The sequence below is a fragment of the Acinetobacter sp. V89_4 genome (genome assembly GCF_029967875.1).
GTDB classification, from domain to species: Bacteria; Pseudomonadota; Gammaproteobacteria; order Pseudomonadales; family Moraxellaceae; genus Acinetobacter; species Acinetobacter oleivorans.
This window is the reverse complement of the sequence record NZ_JASCAI010000025.1, coordinates 52,830-70,755: the sequence shown is the minus strand read 5'-3', so window position 1 is coordinate 70,755 and position 17,926 is coordinate 52,830. Positions and strand designations below refer to the sequence as shown.

The window sequence follows — 17,926 nt, the reverse complement described above, 5'->3', positions numbered from 1 at the left end:
CTTCAGCTGCTTTCTTATCAGCTTCCGCTTGGCGTTTTGCTTCAGCTGCTTTTTTATCAGCTTCTGCTTGGCGCTTTGCTTCAGTTGCTTTCTTATCAGCTTCCGCTTGGCGTTTTGCTTCAGCTGCTTTCTTATCAGCTTCCGCTTGGCGTTTTGCTTCAGCTGCTTTTTTGTCTGCATCTATTTTTGAAGTATCAGTTGTTTTATTTGCCACATTAGTTTGCTGGTTTTTAGCTTTCGCCTCACCCACTAACTCTGGTGGAATATTATCTGAACTTTCTTGAGCAGCTGTACGACGTGCATTAATCGCAGCGTACTCTGCTGCGGCTTTACGAGCAGCATCAGCTTCAGCTTGCTGTTGCATTGCCAAAAACTCAGCTGCACGTGCTTCTTGCTCAGCAACCGCTTTTTCACGCGAACGGCGCTGTTCTTCTAACAAACGTTTTTCTGTTTCAACATCAACCGCTAAAGGCTGTAGTTGTACCATTTGTCCTTCGGTTGCTTGCTTTGGCTTAGTTTGAGTTTTTGGTGATGTGGATGCCGGTGGCTGAACTTCAACCTGTTTTATTTCCTCATTTCCTTTTAGAAGTAATGCTGCCAATAAAACACCACCTCCCAGTAAAACAACACCACCCATCCAGCGTTGTTTGTTATTCATTGACATTCTTCCAAATACTCCCAAATCGCTTCTAAAGTATGAAACGAACCACAGGCCAAAATCAGCTGATTGTTATTTGTTTGCTCAAGCGCTGATTTAAAAGCCTCTTTGATATTGCCATATTGTTGTACTGTCTGGCCTTGCAAGGCATCATTGAGTTGCTGAATCGGTGCAGCACGCGGCACATTCAACTCAGCAATTTTCCAATGTAAAACAGTAGGTTTCAATAAATCGACTACTGATTTTATATCTTTATCTGCCAGCATTGAAAATACTGCGACAACTCCTGTGTACTGTTTATTGTATTCTAAGAAATTTCGCAATTGCTTTAACAAAAATTCAACACCATGTGGATTGTGTCCGGCATCAAAAATTACCGTTTTACCCTCCACTTGACGCTGCTCAAAACGTCCAGCTAAACGTGCAGATTGAATACCTTTTTCTAATGCTGACTGAGAAATTTCAAGTCCGCTGTTTAAAATAGCTGCAACCGCTCCCGCAATATTTTCAATGGCTAAATGACCTAAAGGAAGCTTTAAAGTAGTTCCTTCTGAGGCAAAGTACCAGTTTTGCCCATCATCGGTGAGTTTATAAAAATAATCACGATTAACGGTATATAAGTCTGCTTGCGTACTTTCTGCTTTATCTTGGATTGCTTGAGGTAGAATTTGTTCGCCAGCAAAGACAACCGGAATTTGTGGACGAATAATGCCTGCTTTTTCAAAAGCAATTTTTTCGATGGTATCGCCCAACCAGTCAGTATGATCTAGGCCAATATTAGTAATAACTGCAACGTCGGGATCAATTACATTGACGACATCTAAGCGTCCACCTAAACCAACTTCGAGCACCCATACATCACATTGCTGTTGTTTAAAAATGACAAAAGCAGCCAAAGTGGTTGCTTCAAAAAAAGATAAACTCAAATCACAATCGCGACGAGCCTGATCGACTTGAACAAAAGCATCAATCAGACTTTGATCATCGACTTCAACTCCACCTAATTTGACTCGCTCATTAAAGCGATAGATATGCGGTGACTGATATAACCCAACTTTATAACCCTGTGCGTTTAATATCGCGGCCAGTGTGGTTGTAGTTGAGCCTTTACCATTCGTTCCGGCTACTGTAAAAACTTTAGCAGTAGGCTGAGTTACACCCAGCTTTTCTGCAACAGGAATTACACGTTCCAGACCAAGATCTATCCCTGTAACGTGAACATGGCTCCAATAATTGAGCCATGTATCTAAAGAGTCTATTGAAAGTGGAGCTTGTTGGTTCAAGGTAAGTTCATCAATTTCGATACAAGTCGAGATACAGTATCACGTAAAGCGTGACGATGAACAATCTGATCGATTACACCATGATCAAGCAAATATTCAGCACGTTGGAACGGTTCTTCTAGAGTTTCACGTACAGTCTGCTCAATTACACGTTTACCAGCAAAGCCAATCATCGCTTTAGGTTCAGCAATATGAATATCACCCAACATTGCTAAAGAAGCTGTTACACCGCCATATACAGGATGTGTTAACACCACGATATAAGGTAAACCTGCATCTTTTAACTTTTGGATCGCCGCTGAAGTACGCGCCATTTGCATGAGAGACAGCATACCTTCTTGCATACGTGCACCACCAGAAGCTGCGAAACAGATCAATGGTTGACGTTTTTCAATAGCAAGTTCAGCAGCCTGAACAAAACGGTCGCCTACAACTGTACCCATAGAGCCGCCCATAAAGTCGAACTCAAAAGCACATGCAATCATATCTACGCCATTTAAATTACCTTGCATGACAATTAAGGCTTCCGTTTCACCAGTTTTGGTTTGCGCTTCACGCATACGATCTGGATATGGCTTAGTGTCGACAAACTTTAACGGATCTTTCGCGCTAAATTCTTGCCCTAATTCTGCTACCACATTGTCGAAGAACCAGTTCAAACGATCACGAGCTTTCATACGTAAGTGTTCATCACACTGCGGACAAACATACGCATTGAAAGAGATTGCTGTACGTGTCACTAGAGCATGACATTCAGGGCATTCAATCGTTGGCTCAGTAAATGTTGCTTTGAGAATTTGTTGCTCATTTGCGACTTCAATACCTGGAACCGGACGTTTTGTCCATGGTGTCGAAGGGCTAAGAACTTTCCCTGATTTCACTTCTTGATTCATACTAACTCATCGAGCGCTGCTCGAAGCTCCTTGACTTTATTCACCGTCTGTTCAACAGCGTCATCCGCTGCCAACGTTGCAAAATTTTTAACGAAAGCACTACCTACAATCACCGCATCAGCAACGCTACCCATTGCTTTTGCTGAAGCCGCATCACTAATACCAAAACCAACACCTACTGGAATATCAGTGGCATTTTTGATTTTTTGAATACGTGCAGCAGCTTCTGCCGTATCTAATGTTGCGGCTCCCGTTACACCCTTAAGTGAAACATAGTAGATAAATCCACTTGCCTGATTTGCCACATGCTGAATGCGTTGGTCTGTAGAAGTTGGTGCGAGCAAGAAGATTTGATCCATGTCATGTTGCTTCAACACAGCACCAAACTCTTTTGACTCTTCTGGCGGTAAATCCACCAGTAATAAGCCATCTACACCACACTCTTTCGCATGAGAAACAAACTTCTCGTAACCAATCACTTCAACCGGATTTAGATAACCCATTAAAACAACAGGTGTATCCTGATCCTGTTCACGGAACTCCTTTACCATATTAAGAGCATCTAATGTGTTAGTCCCTGCTGCAAGCGCACGTTCAGCTGCAAGCGCAATTACTGGACCATCGGCCATTGGATCTGAAAATGGTAAACCAAGCTCAATGACATCTACTCCTGCCGCAACCATTTTATGCAGTAACGGAACTGTTACTTGCGGTTGTGGATCACCCGCCATGACATAAGATACAAGCGCTTTACGTTGTTGGGACTTAAGCTTTTCAAAACGGGTGGCAAGACGTGACATAGGGTTGTGCTTTCCTTGAATTATTTAAAATTGAGGAGTTGTTTGTAGAAATACAAGAACATCGCATTTTAACGCTATTTTTTGTCCATTGAACAGGTCTAACGTTATGGCGATATTCGATTGTATGATTCATACAACCCATGGCGTACATTTATCAATATTTTGAAACTTTTCTCAATGATCAAAGCTTCCTATTTTCGAGCCATTATTAGATCGTCATCTGAATAGAAAATCGCCACAGAAAGGCTATTTTATTGCATTTTTATTTGTTAGCTGTAATTGTCTTTTTCTTGCTAATAGGGTTTGTCCTGTCAAATTTTTATGGGCACGTGCAAGTGCTGACTGGTCCGAATATCCCAATTGTTCAGCAATTAAAGTGAGGCTGGCATTTTGGTTAAGTAATATCTCACAGCGTCTCATACGCTCTGCATCTAAAATTAATTTAAATGAAGTGTTTAATGACTGTAGCTGGCGCTGTAAGCTTCGTACTGAAATATTCAACTCGATGGCAATATCTTCTATTTTAGGAGCCTGCTGCCTTTGCTTAAAATATTCATGGACGATCCAATGTATTTGCTGAGCTAAATCTGTTTGTATTTTACGCTGAGCTAACGCCTCTTCTGCCTGTTTCACTAAAAGTTGCATTAAGGTCGGGTCTGCATGTTGAGGGCGAATACTTAGTCCCTCACTTGCAAAAGTTAATGCATAGTAAGGTTTTCCAAATGATAATTTGCATTGAAAGAAACGCTGATAGTGCACTAACGGACCACGTGCGCTGTGCACAAACTCAACTTGTTGCAAGAGAAAATCATGCAGTGGGGCTATTTGTTTAGCAAGTTGTACCATAGCTGCCAAGGTCAATTCACAAAGTATGATATTACTGTCATCAACCAACGGCCAATACAAACGAATTTTAGAAGCATCTTGCTCAATTTGCATAGGTACCACTTGCTCACCGTCAATCACAAGACGATGAAACTTCATAATATATTCAAGAACCTCTGCAAAACTGCCACTTCGGGATGCCATATAGCCCAATACACCAAAATTAGCTGGTGTAATGCAAGTGGCCATTTCCAAAGCTAAATTGGAAACTTGTAGTTGAGATTCGGTTAGCTCTAAAAGCTCAAGAAAAAAATTTAAAGATGATTGAGCATCAATAGACGAAGCTAAAATATTTTGAACTTGTCGAGCCTGAACATCCGTCAGATTTAATGCCTGCCAGTCCATTCCCCGTTCTTTTAAGTAAGTATTCCAAAGATAAAAATACCCATTTGAAATCGTAAAATCCTGCATGGCTCATCCTTTTTTTACTGCCATCTTGTCGCAAACTGTATAAAAATTGGCAATAACTGTCAAAACAAAGCCGACCAGCCGCGACATACTAATAAACAAGTTAGATGCGAGAAATAAAATATGAACGCACATGTTTCTTATCAAGTCGAGCCAGTGGTTCGTAAAGATCTAGATTTTCACTTAAACGAAGCGCCTCGCTTTTGGTTTAATAATGATCCTTTTTTGACTCGTATGTTTGATGCACTCAGCTTAACCTTTCCCGATGGGGAGCGTTATTTCATCGAATGCGTTCGTATGTTCCGTGACAAAATTGAAGATCCAGAACTACAAAAACGAGTTGTGGACTTTATTAAACAAGAAGCTCAACACGGTATTGCTCATGACAAAATGAATCAGCTCATGAAAGAACAAGGTATGCCTGTTGACCAATTCACAGCTACATTAAAAAGAATTTTTCGTTTTGAACTCACCAAACGCTCACCGCAATACAATATTGCAATGACGGCAGCAGCTGAACATTTAACTGCATTAATGGCAGAAACGTTTTATAGCAATAAAAAAACTTTAGAAAATGCTCACCCCTATGTCCGAGCGCTTTTTGCTTGGCATGCCATTGAAGAAATGGAGCATCGTGATGTTGCTTTTGATGTCATGAAACAAGTAGGTGAAGTTCCTGAGTCGACTCGTCGATTTGTATTGGTTCTTACAACAGTACTCATGTTTGGTTTTACGCTCTATCGCACCAACATCATGTTGAAATGTGATGGTTTTAGTTCTAGAGAACGACTCTTAATGAGCCTTAAAGGCTTACCTTGGTTCTTTGGTAAAAATGGCACATTAACCGCCATGAAAAGCCAATATTTAGATTGGTTTAAAAAAGATTTTCATCCAAGTCAGCATCCAGTCATTCGTCAATACCCAGTCTGGATTGAAACACTTGAAAAGACCAATGATCCTATTGCAGCTGGTGAAGCATTTTGGCAAGCAGGTTTATAACCTGCTTGTTACCATTTTGCATAATGTTGTTCTAGTAAACCGTATTGTTCTTTGCAATTGATTATATCGGTTGCCTCATGCTCAATCGTGCCGCTAATTTTAGCTTGCCACTGATTGAACTGGCTGCCAATCATTCTTAAATTAATATTTTCGTATCGGCACCAACCAATATGGACCTGTAGATTAAGTTTTTGATCTAGAGAGCTAATTTGCCAAAGTTCATCATTTACTTTTTCAAATAAAACATCAGTTAATGGAAATAAAACCCCATTAATCCATAAACAGTTTTCATTACCAAAACTTTCATTAACACCAGAAGCTAAATTTAGACCAATACGTCTGCCTTGTTCATCCCAAAAATTACATGAAAGCCAAAACCAAGCTGTTTCAGGTCGCAAAAAACCACAAGTATCATCTAAAGATGCAAAAGTCTTTTCATCAAATTGTACAACTTGGTTTTGTTTATTAATAAACATCCCCTCTACACCCAGCGTGGTCTGCTTTTGAGTATAGGTCCAACCATTAATTCCTGTCGGTGTACATAAACTTAATATATCGGTGCCAGCACAAAAAATCCGAGCACTGAGTTGAATCTCACCATATTTAGTGACTCGAATGTACCGCACACCATTCGCATGCTGAATATCAAATTGATAAGGCGATTTAGAAAAATAGCTTTGATTAAACAACGGCTGTTCATCAAGATAGGTTTTATGCCCTAAAGGCTGAATCGCATTCCATTCAATTACTTGCTGGGTTTCATGATCATAAATATAGAAAAAACCGTGACCGACCCAGCCAATATCTGCAATTGCTAGACCAATACTATAGTGCTTATGTTGAATGCCACAGAATTTAAATTTCTTGTATTTTAATTGCTTACGCCAGCCTTTTAAGACCTTACCATAAGGGGTTTTATAAATATAATGTTGTACATGAATGGTTGACGGTACAGATTCAAAACGCCCATAATGAGGCTGTCCATTTTCTTGAATTAAATCCATTTACCCACTTCCATATGAATATTAGATTTCAAATGACCTATGCCATGGTCAAATACGTATTTTCCCAAACTGTTGCAGCAAAATCGCCTTTTATTAAATGAATATAGCGCCCTGCTACACAATCTATCGCTAAGCAGTCATCAATATCAATGACTCGATCTGTATGCGCTTTTTGCCACTGTTGATCTATAAATTGTTTACCCAATTGTTTTGCAATAACAGCATTGGGTGCAACTACAAACTCATAACGATGGAGCTCACCGAATTCACGAGCATTATATCCACCCAGATTAATTAAATATAACTTTAAGTCATCTGGTTTTGGTGCTGCATCAGTGAAGTGAATTTGATAATTTTGCTCTTGAGATTTTACTCCCGAAAGCTTAGCCCAAGCATCAATATGTAATCCTTGAGCCTCACCAAACCAAGCCTGTTTAAGTTGAGGATAAACTTCTTCCAAAGTATCTCCTACAGCCATGACAACATCATGAACTTCTGTATTTGCGCGTGCATGACGCCCACCCAACATTACCATAAACAGACTTGGCATTTTTATTCCCGCTTACATCTCAACCATTTCTACGCCATCAATGCGTGCAACAGTCATTAAATCTTTATCACCACGACCTGAAACGGTCGCAATAATAATCTGATCTTTAGACATCGTTGGTGCAAGCTTAGAGACATAAGCCATGGCATGTGAGCTTTCAAGAGCAGGAATAATCCCTTCAATTTTGGTTAAATCACGGAAGCCTTGTAGAGCCTCTGTATCATTAATCGGCACATACTCAACACGCTTCATATCTTTCAAGAAGCTGTGTTCAGGACCAACACCCGGATAATCTAACCCTGCCGAGATACTATGTGTCTCGATAATCTGACCTTGCTCATCACTCATTAAGTAAGTACGGTTACCATGTAATACACCCACATGACCTGCATTTAACGGCGCAGAGTGTTTACCAGTTTCAATACCAAAACCAGCTGCTTCAACACCATACATTTTCACATTGGCATCGTTTAAGAATGGATAGAACAAGCCCATTGCATTTGAACCGCCACCCACACATGCAACTAATGCATCTGGTAAGCGACCTGCTTGCTCCAAGATCTGTTTGCGTGCTTCACGGCCAATAATCGACTGGAAGTCACGAACAAGTTGAGGATATGGATGTGGACCTGCAACTGTACCAATTACATAGTACGTCGTATCAACATTGGTTACCCAGTCACGCATCGCTTCGTTCATGGCATCTTTCAGCGTTTTAGAACCACTTTGTACAGGTACAACAGTCGCGCCCAATAAACGCATACGATAAACGTTCATGGCTTGACGCTTAACGTCTTCAGCACCCATATAAACAACACATTCAAGACCTAAACGTGCTGCAATTGTTGCTGTTGCCACACCATGTTGCCCAGCACCAGTCTCGGCAATAATACGTTTTTTACCAGAAAGCTTTGCCAATAACGCCTGACCAATCGTGTTATTTACCTTATGTGAGCCTGTATGGTTCAAGTCTTCACGTTTAAGATAAATTTGCGCACCACCTAACTCTTTTGACCATCGCTCAGCATAATAAAGTGGACTAGGACGACCTACATAGTAGGCGAGATCGCGGTCGAATTCTGCCAGAAACTGTTCATCATTTTTCATGCGGGAATAGAGATTTTCTAAATCTTCTAATGCCGCCATTAAAGTTTCTGACACAAAACGTCCGCCATGGATACCAAAATGCCCTGCAGCATCTGGGTACTGTGTATAGTCAATCACATTGTTTTGCTGATCCACGTTGGACTCCTTGCATAAATCGTTCAATGAGTTGTTGGTCTTTTATACCTTTTGCGGATTCTACGCCTCCGCTCACATCTACTGCAAAAGCACCGGTAGTATGAATAGCGTCAATGACATTGTCAGGGGTTAAACCACCTGCCAAGATTAAAGGAATATCAAGTTTTGGGAATTTAGACCAGTCAAACTGATGCCCTGTGCCCCCTTTAAGCTCAGGATGCCACGCATCGAGCAATACAGCACTGGCACCAGCCGCCTGATATTTTTGAATTTCAGCAATTACATCTAAATCAGGTTTAACCTGAATCGCTTTATACCAGCGACGTTTACAATGGCGAGCTATTTCCTGACATTGTTCTGGAGTTTCATCGCCATGTAGTTGTAATACATCTAGGGGAACACAATCAAGTACATCCTGAATTTCAGTGGCACTTGCATTCACAAACAAACCAACCATTTGTACATAAGGTGGAATTACTTTTGTAAATTCTTGAACCTCTGCAACTGTCACGTGTCTTGGACTTGGCGGAAAAAAAACAAAACCGATCGCATCTGCTCCAGCAGCAACAACTGCCTGAACATCTTGAATGCGAGTAATTCCACAGATTTTTGCGCGTGTACGTTTTTGGTTTGATGGGCTCATGATCTGCCTAAACTACAACCATTTCTTAAAATAAGCGCCATTGTAATGCAATTTTTGTCCCTTGCGTAAAAGTTCTCTGGGAATTGCTCCAAATGACATTGTATGAAATAAATCGCCACTTTATACTGCGTAAAATTGGAAGCAAGTGTAAGCAATTAATGCTTTAGGGAAGCTGGTGAAAGTCCGGCACTGCCCCCGCAACGGTAACAATGTAAAGCATATTTTTTAAGTCGATATCGACTTACACCACTGCAGTCATGTGGGAAGGTGAATATGTCCATAACATAAATATGGCGCTGAAGTCCGGAGACCTACTTGTTTCATCTATCTACCCGATCATTCACGTGGGGTGAATGTATGGAGCATGTTATGTCTAAGTCTTTTCAACCTACCCGTCTGGTGGGGGCTATCGCTATTGCGATGGGGTTTTCACCTGTTATTTTTGCTGAAGATACAACGAATGCAACTCAGCTTGATCCAATTGTAATCACTGCCTCAAAAAGTGCTGAAAAAGCCAGTGAGGTTCCGGCGCGAATTTCAGTCATTGATGAAAAAACGATTGAGAAGAATCCATTATTAAACGTTTCGGATATTATCCAACGCGATCCTTCTGTTTATATCAAACAAAGCGGTGGTCTAGGTCAGATTTCTGAAATTTCACTTCGTGGCACTAAATCAGTTCATACATTAGTTCTTAAAGATGGTGCTCGCTTAAATAGTCAAAATGAGCTTGGCCCATTATATCCGGCGTTTTTAGATACAACAGATGTTCAACAAATTGAAATTCTAAAAGGCCCTGCATCAGTTCAATATGGCAGTGATGCTATTGGTGGTGTTGTCCAGTTAATTTCTAAAAAACCTGAGAAAACAGGTGCTGAGTTAACGGGTATTTATGGTGAAAATAATACCTATAAGGCTATTGTTAATGCCAATCTCGTGACTGACCAAGGGTTCTATGCACAAGTAGGTGGGCAACGCTTAGAAAGTGATGGGACACGTATTTTTGAAAGCCAACCAGAAAATGATAAGGCCGGTTATGATCAAAAAGGCTATCACGCTAAAATAGGCTTCTTCCAAGAAAATTTAATAGATGCTTCTGCTTCAATTAGTGAAAATAAAGGCACAAATGTTTTTAGTAATGACTACATAACCAATACAGCACAACGTCAATTTGAAAATCGAGTTATCAACACAAAAGTTGCTTATAATATTTTGCCTGATTTAATCATTAATGCACACTATGCAAATGTTCAGGATAAACAAAATGTTCCTGCATATGGCTCATATTACAATACTGAAAATAATGAAAGTGATTTGAATCTGAAATGGAAATTCACTCCGAACCAAAATATTTTAGTTGGTGCCACCTATAACGATGCAAATTATAAAAGTAATACCATCCTAAACTCAGATAAAAGTGTAAATAGCACAGGTTATTATCTACAGCATCAACTCAAAAATGATCTTTTTGATACGCAAGTTGGTGTTCGTTTAGAAGATAATCAACGCTTTGGTACCCATACTGTTGGCCAAGGTGCTATTCGCTATCACTTCCTACCAAATGCTAGCGTATATGCAAATATCGGTAGTGCTTTCAGAGCTCCGACCTTAAATGAACTTTATTCACAATGGGGAGGAAATGAGAACTTAGCGCCAGAAGAAAGTACTTCTTATGAAATGGGTATGAACTATGATCTTACGTCAAATGTGAGTACTAATTTTTCTGTTTATCATACAAAAATTAAAGATCTTATCGCCTATAATGCGGGTACTAATACAAATATAGCCAAGGCAAACTTTACAGGTGGTGAAGCTGGAATAAAGTGGCAACAGGATGATCTATTCCTGTCTACTGAATATGCTTACGTAAAAACAGAAAATGAAAAAGATAATACAGAAATTGCTTACCGTCCTCGCCAGACAATCACTGTAAGTACAGGTTTAGAAAATGCAATTTATGGAATCAGTGCCTCTTTAATTGCAAGATCTAAATCTTATGCAGACTCAGCAAATTCTATGCGAGTACCGGGTTATGCAACTGTAGACTTAAATGCTTATTGGAATATTATTCCTAACGTAAAAGTATTTACCAATATTCAAAACGTAGGTGATGTTCAATATCGTGAAGTATTAAATACGTATCCTTCAAATGATTGGTATGTTAATACAGGCCGCCAAGCTTCTGTTGGGGTCACTTTCCGTTATTAATTTTTCACTCTGATTATAAAAATATTTTCTTAACTCCAGTTTCGGGGTAATGTTCTGACCGACATTATCCCCTTTTTTATGTTCAGGATATCCATCATGGGACACCGTTTAAGCAAAATCTATACACGCACAGGCGACTCAGGTACAACAGGTTTAGGCGATGGTTCTCGTGTTGCCAAGGACGATTTACGAATTGCAGCACTTGGTGATGTTGATGAACTCAATGCCATTATTGGGGTACTTCGTGCTCAAATCACAGATAGCCAAGTAACTAATAAGGCTGATTGGGATAAAAGCTTAAGTCTGATTCAACATTGGCTTTTTGATTTAGGTGGAGAGGTTTGCATTCCAAACTACAATTTACTTGAGCCTGTTTGTATTGAGTTTCTTGAAAAAGAAATTGACCGTATGAATGAAGACTTACCAATGCTTAAAGAGTTTATTCTGCCATCAGGCTCTTTAACTTGCAGTTATGCCCATCAAGCCCGTGCCGTTTGTCGCCGCGCAGAAAGATCTCTACTGTCGGTACAAACACGTGATCAAAACATTCAAACCACGGCGCTCCAGCTTTTAAACCGCCTGTCTGACTGGTTGTTTGTTGCATCTCGTGCTTTACAACGTGCCGAGGGCGGCCAAGAAGTACTTTGGCAAAAAAATATCAATGAGATTATTTAAAAATAGATTAGATTAAACATGGTCTCTGCTCTTTTTAAAGAGACCATAGTCAAAATATTTCATAGAAGAAAATTATGCGCATTATTGGTCATCGTGGTGCACGCAAAGAAGCTCCTGAAAATACACTAGGTGGGTTTCAGCACATAAAAAATTTAGGTATTCGTGGTGTCGAATTTGATATTCGTCAGCTTCAAGACGAAGAGTTGGTCGTGATTCATGATGAGAATTTTTTACGTACAGCTGGAGTCGATCAAATTGTTGAGCAATCTACTTTGGCTCAAGCACTGTCATTTGATCATCGTCAAAATTGGCCCAACTGGCCCAATTCAGAGCCAACACCAACACTCACAGGCGTTTTAAACCTGCTTGATAACTTCGATCATATTGAAGTGGAAGTGAAAGCTGTAAGAGACATGGTTTTAGCAGAAAAAATTGCTCTAAAGCTTGAGACCGAATTACAAGGTTTTGAGAAAGTCATCACCATCACAAGCTTTGATCTTCAAATTTTAACTGCCTTACGCGATATAAACTCTCAATTCAAACGGGGATTGTTAGTCGAGCTTCCAGTTGGAGCAACAGCAATTGAACTCGCTCATCAATATGGTTGCTGTCATATTGGCTGGCACGATCAACTCGCAACAGATGAAATGATTCAGCTTTCACAGCAGGCCGACTTAAATATTAGTGTCTGGACAGTGAATGATGTAGAAAGAGCAAGAAGACTTAGGGATTTAGATGTACAAGGGCTAATTACAGATATTCCAACCACGATGTTACAAGCTCTATAAATATAAAAAAGGTGGTAAAACCACCTTTTATTTCTTTTGTGCCTGAATAAGGCGTTGTCCACTCTGATCAAGCAGATATAGCGTATTACCTACGAGTTGGAAGCGTTGAATACGCTGCAAAGCATCCACGAGTTCTGCCTCTTGGGCCAAAGCACCATCACAGCTTAAATGCCCTGCATTAACCTGCATATCAAGTTTTTGCTGGCTAAAATTAAATGTATAACGACCAAAAACTGCGTTACATCCAGTATGGCCTGATACCGTTTTGATAGCAGAATTTAGAGAGAGCGTCGGCCACTGTGTAAAGAATTTTGCCTTATGACCACTGATCTGAGTAATCTGCCAATCAATATCTTGAATGCCATCAGGACTCACTCTCTTTTTTACAACAGGCGATTGAACATGATGAACTGTTTTTTTTGTTTGGACTTTTTTTGTATTTTGATCGGGTGCACTTTGACATGCGGCTAATACAAGACTGATTGTGACCAAGATACACTTCAATGATAATTTCCTTGCAATATCAATGCTGTTCTTTTTTTTCAATCGTTGTACGTTCATTAAACAACTTCTCCTACTTGAAAAACTCTGTGACATAGTTTAATTCTGTTACCGTTCTTTCAATACATCTGTACAATAATGCTAGTGATTCTCACTAAGCACGTGCTAATATGAAGGATAGAATAGCAATATATCTTAATGATCGGTTTTGCTATGTCGTTTTGTCTTTGTACCTTGTCTGACAAGGATTCTAGGAGCGCTGCCGGATATGACTTCCGCCCCACTCAAAGCCCCAATTAACTGGACCGCTAGCATTACCTTAATTGGTTTACCAATTCTTGCCGCAATCATAATCCCGATTTACGCGTATTATTATGATTTTAGTGTAAGCGCATGGGTAAGCTTATTTTTTCTTTTAGCTCTAAGTAGTATGGGGATTACTGCTGGTTATCACCGCCTGTGGGCTCACCGAGCTTACGAAGCGTCGTTACCGCTTAAAATTCTTTTAATGATCGGTGGAACTTTTGCCGTACAAAATAGTATTTTGTTCTGGGCATCTGGTCACCGTACTCACCACAGACATGTTGATCATGTCGATGAAGATCCATATTCAATTGAGCGTGGTTTTTGGTATGCCCATATGGGTTGGATGATCCGCGATCATTCGCCATCTGAGCCTGACTTTAAAAATGCACCTGACTTGCTCAATGATAAATTGGTTATGTTCCAGCATAAATACTATGCTTTACTCGTAGTTGCAGTTCATGTTGGAATTTTAGGTTTAATTGGTTGGGCAACTGGCGATTTATGGGGTGTAGTCCTCATAGGTGGTCTCTTACGCTTAATCATTAGCCATCAAGTGACTTTCTTTATTAACTCACTTTGTCATATGTTCGGTAAACGTCCTTATACAGACGAAAACTCGGCACGTGATAATTTCTGGTTAGCTATCGCCACTTGGGGCGAGGGTTACCACAACTATCACCATATCTTCCAATACGATTATCGTAACGGTGTGAAATGGTGGCAATATGACCCAACAAAATGGTTGATTTGGTCTTGTTCTAAACTTGGTTTAGCTAAAAATTTACGTCGTATTCCAAGCTTTAATATTAAAAAAGCAGAACTGGCGATGAAGTTTAAATATGCCGAGCAAGATCTTGCTATCTATGGTCATGATGTAAATGCTGACATTAGTCAAATGAAACAACGTATTGCACAAGAATACGAAGCATTTACCCATACTTTAAATGATTGGGCAAAACTTAAAGAACAAGAGTTACAAGCGAAAAAAGCAGCAATGGCTGAAAAGATTCATAGAATGGATCACAAGCTTAAAGTTGATTTTCAGTTGCTTGAACACCGTTTAAGTCATCACCGTGAATGCTTAGAAACACTTATGCGTAGTGTTAAAAAGAATACCAACGTGGTGTCAGACTAAAATAAATTCTGATCAAAAATAGCTCTTTCGGGAGCTATTTTTATGCCTGCTTTTTAACTATGGTATAGTGAAATCCGCTCTCTCTATTTTGCCAAGCCCATGCAATTTAATCCGCTCTACCCTTCACTTCCTTCTAAATTATTCCATGTTCAGCAGCCATCTCCTTTGCGTGGTGCAAAAGCAGGCCATTTCAATGCCGCTTTGGCAGATGAGCTGCAATGGTCAGAAGACGAAAAAAATGCATGGGTTGAAATCTGTAGCGGACAGCGTACTTTCTCTGAATTCCCTTCTCTGGCGATGGTCTATGCTGGCCATCAATTTGGACAATGGGCTGGACAACTCGGTGATGGTCGTGGCTTACTGATTGCACAAATACTCAATACAAAAGGTCAAACCATCGACCTACATCTCAAAGGTGCAGGCCCTACCCCTTATTCAAGAATGGGAGATGGACGTGCAGTATTGCGTTCTGTCGTCCGCGAATATTTGGCTGGACATGCTTTAAATGCCTTAGGCGTCGCTTCTAGTCACGCGGTAGGTTTTACCACCTCTACTCAAGGGGTACAGCGCGAAAAATTAGAGTTAGGCGCAATGCTGCTCAGAACATCTGAATGTCATATCCGCTTAGGACATTTTGAATGGATCAATCAATACGCTCCAGAGTTACTGCCAGAATTCACTCAAAAATGTATTGAATGGCATTATCCTGAGTGTCTAGAAACTGAGAATCCTATTTTATCCTTTGCCAAAAAGGTAATTGAGCGGACTGCAATCATGATTGCAAAATGGCAATTGGTTGGGTTTGCTCATGGCGTGATGAATACCGATAACTTAAATATTACTGGTTCAACACTCGATTTTGGTCCATATGGTTTTATGGAACGCTTCCGCCCGAACTGGATTAATAACCACTCAGATTATCAAGGCCGTTATACTTATCAAAATCAGCCAAGCATAGGCCATTGGAATTTATGGACGTGGTTAAACAACTTGATTCCACTTGCTGAACCTGAACAAAAGGATCAGTTCAAAGAAGAGTTAGCGCGTTGCTTAGAACAATTTGAACCGACTTTTATTGAACATTACACAACTGGTTTATGTCAAAAAATGGGACTTCCCCATTTTCATAAAGACAGTCTTGATTGTAGTTTTAGTTTTTTAAAAATCTTACAAACTGAACAACTCGATTACACTCAGAGCTTTATCCGACTTCAAAATAAAGAATATAAAACTCTACGAGATGATTGCCTTGATATTCGACAGTTTGATGAATTTCTTAGCCAATATCAAAGCATTCGTGAACATCAAGATACTTCTGAACTTGATGCAAACATGCAGCAAGCAAATCCGATTTATATTTTACGTAATCACATGGCTCAGCGTGCTATTGAAGCTGCGGAACGTGATGATTTTAGCGAAGTAGACCGTTTGTTTAAGCTTCTTGATCAGCCATATACAAGACAACCAGAGCTCGAACAACCACAAGATTTAGGCCCGTTACCAAGTGACGTACCAGACGTAGCTGTCAGCTGTTCTTCTTAATACTTTAAAAACTAAAACTCTCTTAAGTCACTTAAGAGAGTTTTTTAAACATCAAAGAATAATATATGAAAATTAGACCTATCATTATTTGTACACTTCTTATAGTTCCACTCGGAATCGCTTTTTATAAATATGAAAAATATTTACCGACTTTTACGCCAAGCCATCAAGCGCTTTCACGCGAAGAGATTTCGGATCTAATCAAGACCAAGCCTGTCACCTCAATTGAAGTATTTAAAAGTCAACGCATACTTCTGCTCAAGAGTAATCAGGACGTGATTCGTCGTTATCCTATTCGTCTTGGCCTTAATCCCAAAGGACATAAACATTTTGAAAATGATGGAAAAACACCGGAGGGGATCTATTCTATAGATTGGCGCAATTCACAAAGTGTTTTCTATAAATCATTGCATATTTCCTATCCCGATATGAAAGATATTGCTTATGCCAAGCAACATAATCAACCAACAGGTGGAGATATCATGATTCATGGATCAGTTCCAAAATCCTTTTTATCTATGCCTTTTAGCTCGACTTATATGCCCCATAAAGATTGGACATTAGGATGTATTGCGGTTAGAAATACAGATATAGATGAGATTTGGCAATTCGTACCAAATCATACGAAGATTATTATTTATCCATAAAATCTTTAAAACTATCCACATTTTCTGTGGATAACATTGTGGTTATCCACAGAATAACTTTTACTAGTGTTTTACTCTTCAGGATATTCGAAGCGGTAACCTACACCATAAACAGCTTGAATCCATTCATGACGGTTACCAGTTTCAGCCGCTTCACTAATTTTTCGGCGCAAGTTTTTGATATGGCTGTCAATTACACGATCAGCAACGTCAAAACTATCTGGATTAATATGATCCAATAATTGTGCACGTGAATACACTTGCCCTACATGCTCTAAAAATAGCTCAAGTAAGCGAAATTCGGTTGGCGTTAAACTCAACGATTTTTGTTGATACCAAATTCTTTGCTGAGCTTTATCAATTCGGAAAGAATCATTTTGTTCAGGCTCTGCCTTCCGCTCTAAACGGCGTAAAACTGCCTGTACACGAGCAACAAGTTCTTTTGGGCTAAATGGCTTACATACATAATCATCAGCGCCCATATTCAGACCTAATACACGGTCAATTTCTTCGGTACGGGCAGTGACCATAATAATCGGTAAATCTGATTGTTCACGAACTTTACGGCAAATGGTCAAACCATCCATTCGTGGAACCATTAAGTCCAGAACCATTAAATTAGGTTTACGTTGCTGGAAACTCGCATAAGCATCTTGACCATCATGAAACATACTTACTTCAAAACCGGCAGCTTCAAGATAATCACGCACTAAATGCGCTAATTCGACTTCATCTTCAACCAACATCACATGTTTCATG

Annotated in this window: 17 protein-coding genes, 1 pseudogene and 1 riboswitch; of the genes and pseudogenes, 7 read left to right on the top strand and 11 right to left on the bottom strand. The window is 39.8% G+C overall.

Annotation, left to right across the window (positions count from 1 at the left end):
* From QLG01_RS11155 to QLG01_RS11135, 5 genes and pseudogenes are all read right to left on the bottom strand, one after another.
* Positions 1-664: pseudogene (locus QLG01_RS11155) on the bottom strand (SPOR domain-containing protein); the annotation flags it as partial.
* A complete protein-coding gene (gene folC / locus QLG01_RS11150) occupies positions 655-1,941 on the bottom strand; it encodes a bifunctional tetrahydrofolate synthase/dihydrofolate synthase (RefSeq protein ID WP_282496457.1) in 1,287 nt (428 codons plus the stop codon). The gene folC and the pseudogene QLG01_RS11155, both read right to left, overlap by 10 nt.
* Positions 1,938-2,834: an acetyl-CoA carboxylase, carboxyltransferase subunit beta gene (accD, locus tag QLG01_RS11145; RefSeq protein WP_282496456.1), complete on the bottom strand. Its 897-nt coding sequence runs from the start codon at positions 2,832-2,834 to the stop codon at positions 1,938-1,940. Before accD ends, folC begins: the two co-directional genes overlap by 4 nt.
* Complete coding sequence (gene trpA, locus QLG01_RS11140; protein ID WP_049838105.1) at positions 2,831-3,634, bottom strand: tryptophan synthase subunit alpha; 804 nt, start codon at positions 3,632-3,634, stop codon at positions 2,831-2,833. The genes accD and trpA overlap by 4 nt, the downstream gene beginning before the upstream one ends.
* Positions 3,635-3,880: 246 nt before the next feature.
* The gene (locus QLG01_RS11135) at positions 3,881-4,930 is read right to left on the bottom strand and encodes an AraC family transcriptional regulator (protein WP_282496455.1); all 1,050 of its coding nucleotides are present in this window, start codon (positions 4,928-4,930) and stop codon (positions 3,881-3,883) included.
* Positions 4,931-5,050: 120 nt separating this feature from the next.
* Here QLG01_RS11135 and QLG01_RS11130 point away from each other — a divergent pair, with 120 nt between their 5' ends.
* Positions 5,051-5,926, top strand: coding sequence for a metal-dependent hydrolase (locus QLG01_RS11130; RefSeq protein ID WP_005309644.1), 876 nt, complete (start codon positions 5,051-5,053; stop codon positions 5,924-5,926).
* Positions 5,927-5,934: 8 nt separating this feature from the next.
* Here QLG01_RS11130 and QLG01_RS11125 read toward each other — a convergent pair whose 3' ends face one another.
* Genes QLG01_RS11125 through QLG01_RS11110 form a run of 4 tightly spaced genes read right to left on the bottom strand, consistent with a single transcriptional unit; the run spans position 5,935 to position 9,365 of the window.
* The gene (locus QLG01_RS11125) at positions 5,935-6,930 is read right to left on the bottom strand and encodes a DUF2804 domain-containing protein (protein WP_282496454.1); all 996 of its coding nucleotides are present in this window, start codon (positions 6,928-6,930) and stop codon (positions 5,935-5,937) included.
* 37 nt (positions 6,931-6,967) lie between these two features.
* On the bottom strand, positions 6,968-7,480 hold the full coding sequence (locus QLG01_RS11120; RefSeq protein WP_282496453.1) for a DUF1543 domain-containing protein: 513 nt from the start codon (positions 7,478-7,480) through the stop codon (positions 6,968-6,970).
* A gap of 12 nt (positions 7,481-7,492) precedes the next feature.
* Positions 7,493-8,722, bottom strand: a complete 1,230-nt coding sequence (gene trpB / locus QLG01_RS11115; protein WP_002116129.1) for a tryptophan synthase subunit beta — start codon at positions 8,720-8,722, stop codon at positions 7,493-7,495.
* Entirely contained in the window at positions 8,697-9,365 is a 669-nt protein-coding gene (locus QLG01_RS11110) for a phosphoribosylanthranilate isomerase (RefSeq protein ID WP_013196862.1), read from the bottom strand. The genes trpB and QLG01_RS11110 overlap by 26 nt, the downstream gene beginning before the upstream one ends.
* A gap of 126 nt (positions 9,366-9,491) precedes the next feature.
* Positions 9,492-9,699, top strand: a riboswitch (cobalamin riboswitch).
* 23 nt (positions 9,700-9,722) lie between these two features.
* Between QLG01_RS11110 and QLG01_RS11105 the strand changes: the two genes are divergently transcribed.
* The 3 genes from QLG01_RS11105 (at position 9,723) to QLG01_RS11095 (ending at position 13,036) form a co-directional block, all read left to right on the top strand.
* The gene (locus QLG01_RS11105) at positions 9,723-11,573 is read left to right on the top strand and encodes a TonB-dependent receptor (RefSeq protein ID WP_199943773.1); all 1,851 of its coding nucleotides are present in this window, start codon (positions 9,723-9,725) and stop codon (positions 11,571-11,573) included.
* Positions 11,574-11,669: 96 nt separating this feature from the next.
* Entirely contained in the window at positions 11,670-12,248 is a 579-nt protein-coding gene (locus tag QLG01_RS11100; RefSeq protein ID WP_199943774.1) for a cob(I)yrinic acid a,c-diamide adenosyltransferase, read from the top strand.
* A gap of 74 nt (positions 12,249-12,322) precedes the next feature.
* A complete protein-coding gene (locus QLG01_RS11095; RefSeq protein ID WP_282496452.1) occupies positions 12,323-13,036 on the top strand; it encodes a glycerophosphodiester phosphodiesterase in 714 nt (237 codons plus the stop codon).
* 27 nt (positions 13,037-13,063) lie between these two features.
* Here the strand turns inward: QLG01_RS11095 and QLG01_RS11090 are convergent, their stop codons facing one another.
* Positions 13,064-13,597 carry an META domain-containing protein gene (locus QLG01_RS11090; RefSeq protein WP_198307074.1) on the bottom strand — a complete coding sequence of 178 codons (534 nt, stop codon included), beginning with the start codon at positions 13,595-13,597 and terminating at the stop codon, positions 13,064-13,066.
* Positions 13,598-13,805: 208 nt separating this feature from the next.
* Between QLG01_RS11090 and QLG01_RS11085 the strand changes: the two genes are divergently transcribed.
* From QLG01_RS11085 to QLG01_RS11075, 3 genes are all read left to right on the top strand, one after another.
* A complete protein-coding gene (locus QLG01_RS11085; protein WP_005309628.1) occupies positions 13,806-14,978 on the top strand; it encodes an acyl-CoA desaturase in 1,173 nt (390 codons plus the stop codon).
* Between the two features lie 99 nt (positions 14,979-15,077).
* Positions 15,078-16,520, top strand: a complete 1,443-nt coding sequence (locus tag QLG01_RS11080; protein WP_192836078.1) for a protein adenylyltransferase SelO family protein — start codon at positions 15,078-15,080, stop codon at positions 16,518-16,520.
* Between the two features lie 65 nt (positions 16,521-16,585).
* The gene (locus QLG01_RS11075; protein ID WP_282496451.1) at positions 16,586-17,167 is read left to right on the top strand and encodes a L,D-transpeptidase family protein; all 582 of its coding nucleotides are present in this window, start codon (positions 16,586-16,588) and stop codon (positions 17,165-17,167) included.
* A gap of 71 nt (positions 17,168-17,238) precedes the next feature.
* Here QLG01_RS11075 and QLG01_RS11070 read toward each other — a convergent pair whose 3' ends face one another.
* Complete coding sequence (locus QLG01_RS11070) at positions 17,239-17,925, bottom strand: response regulator (RefSeq protein ID WP_003655179.1); 687 nt, start codon at positions 17,923-17,925, stop codon at positions 17,239-17,241.
* Between the last annotated feature and the right edge of the window lies 1 nt (position 17,926).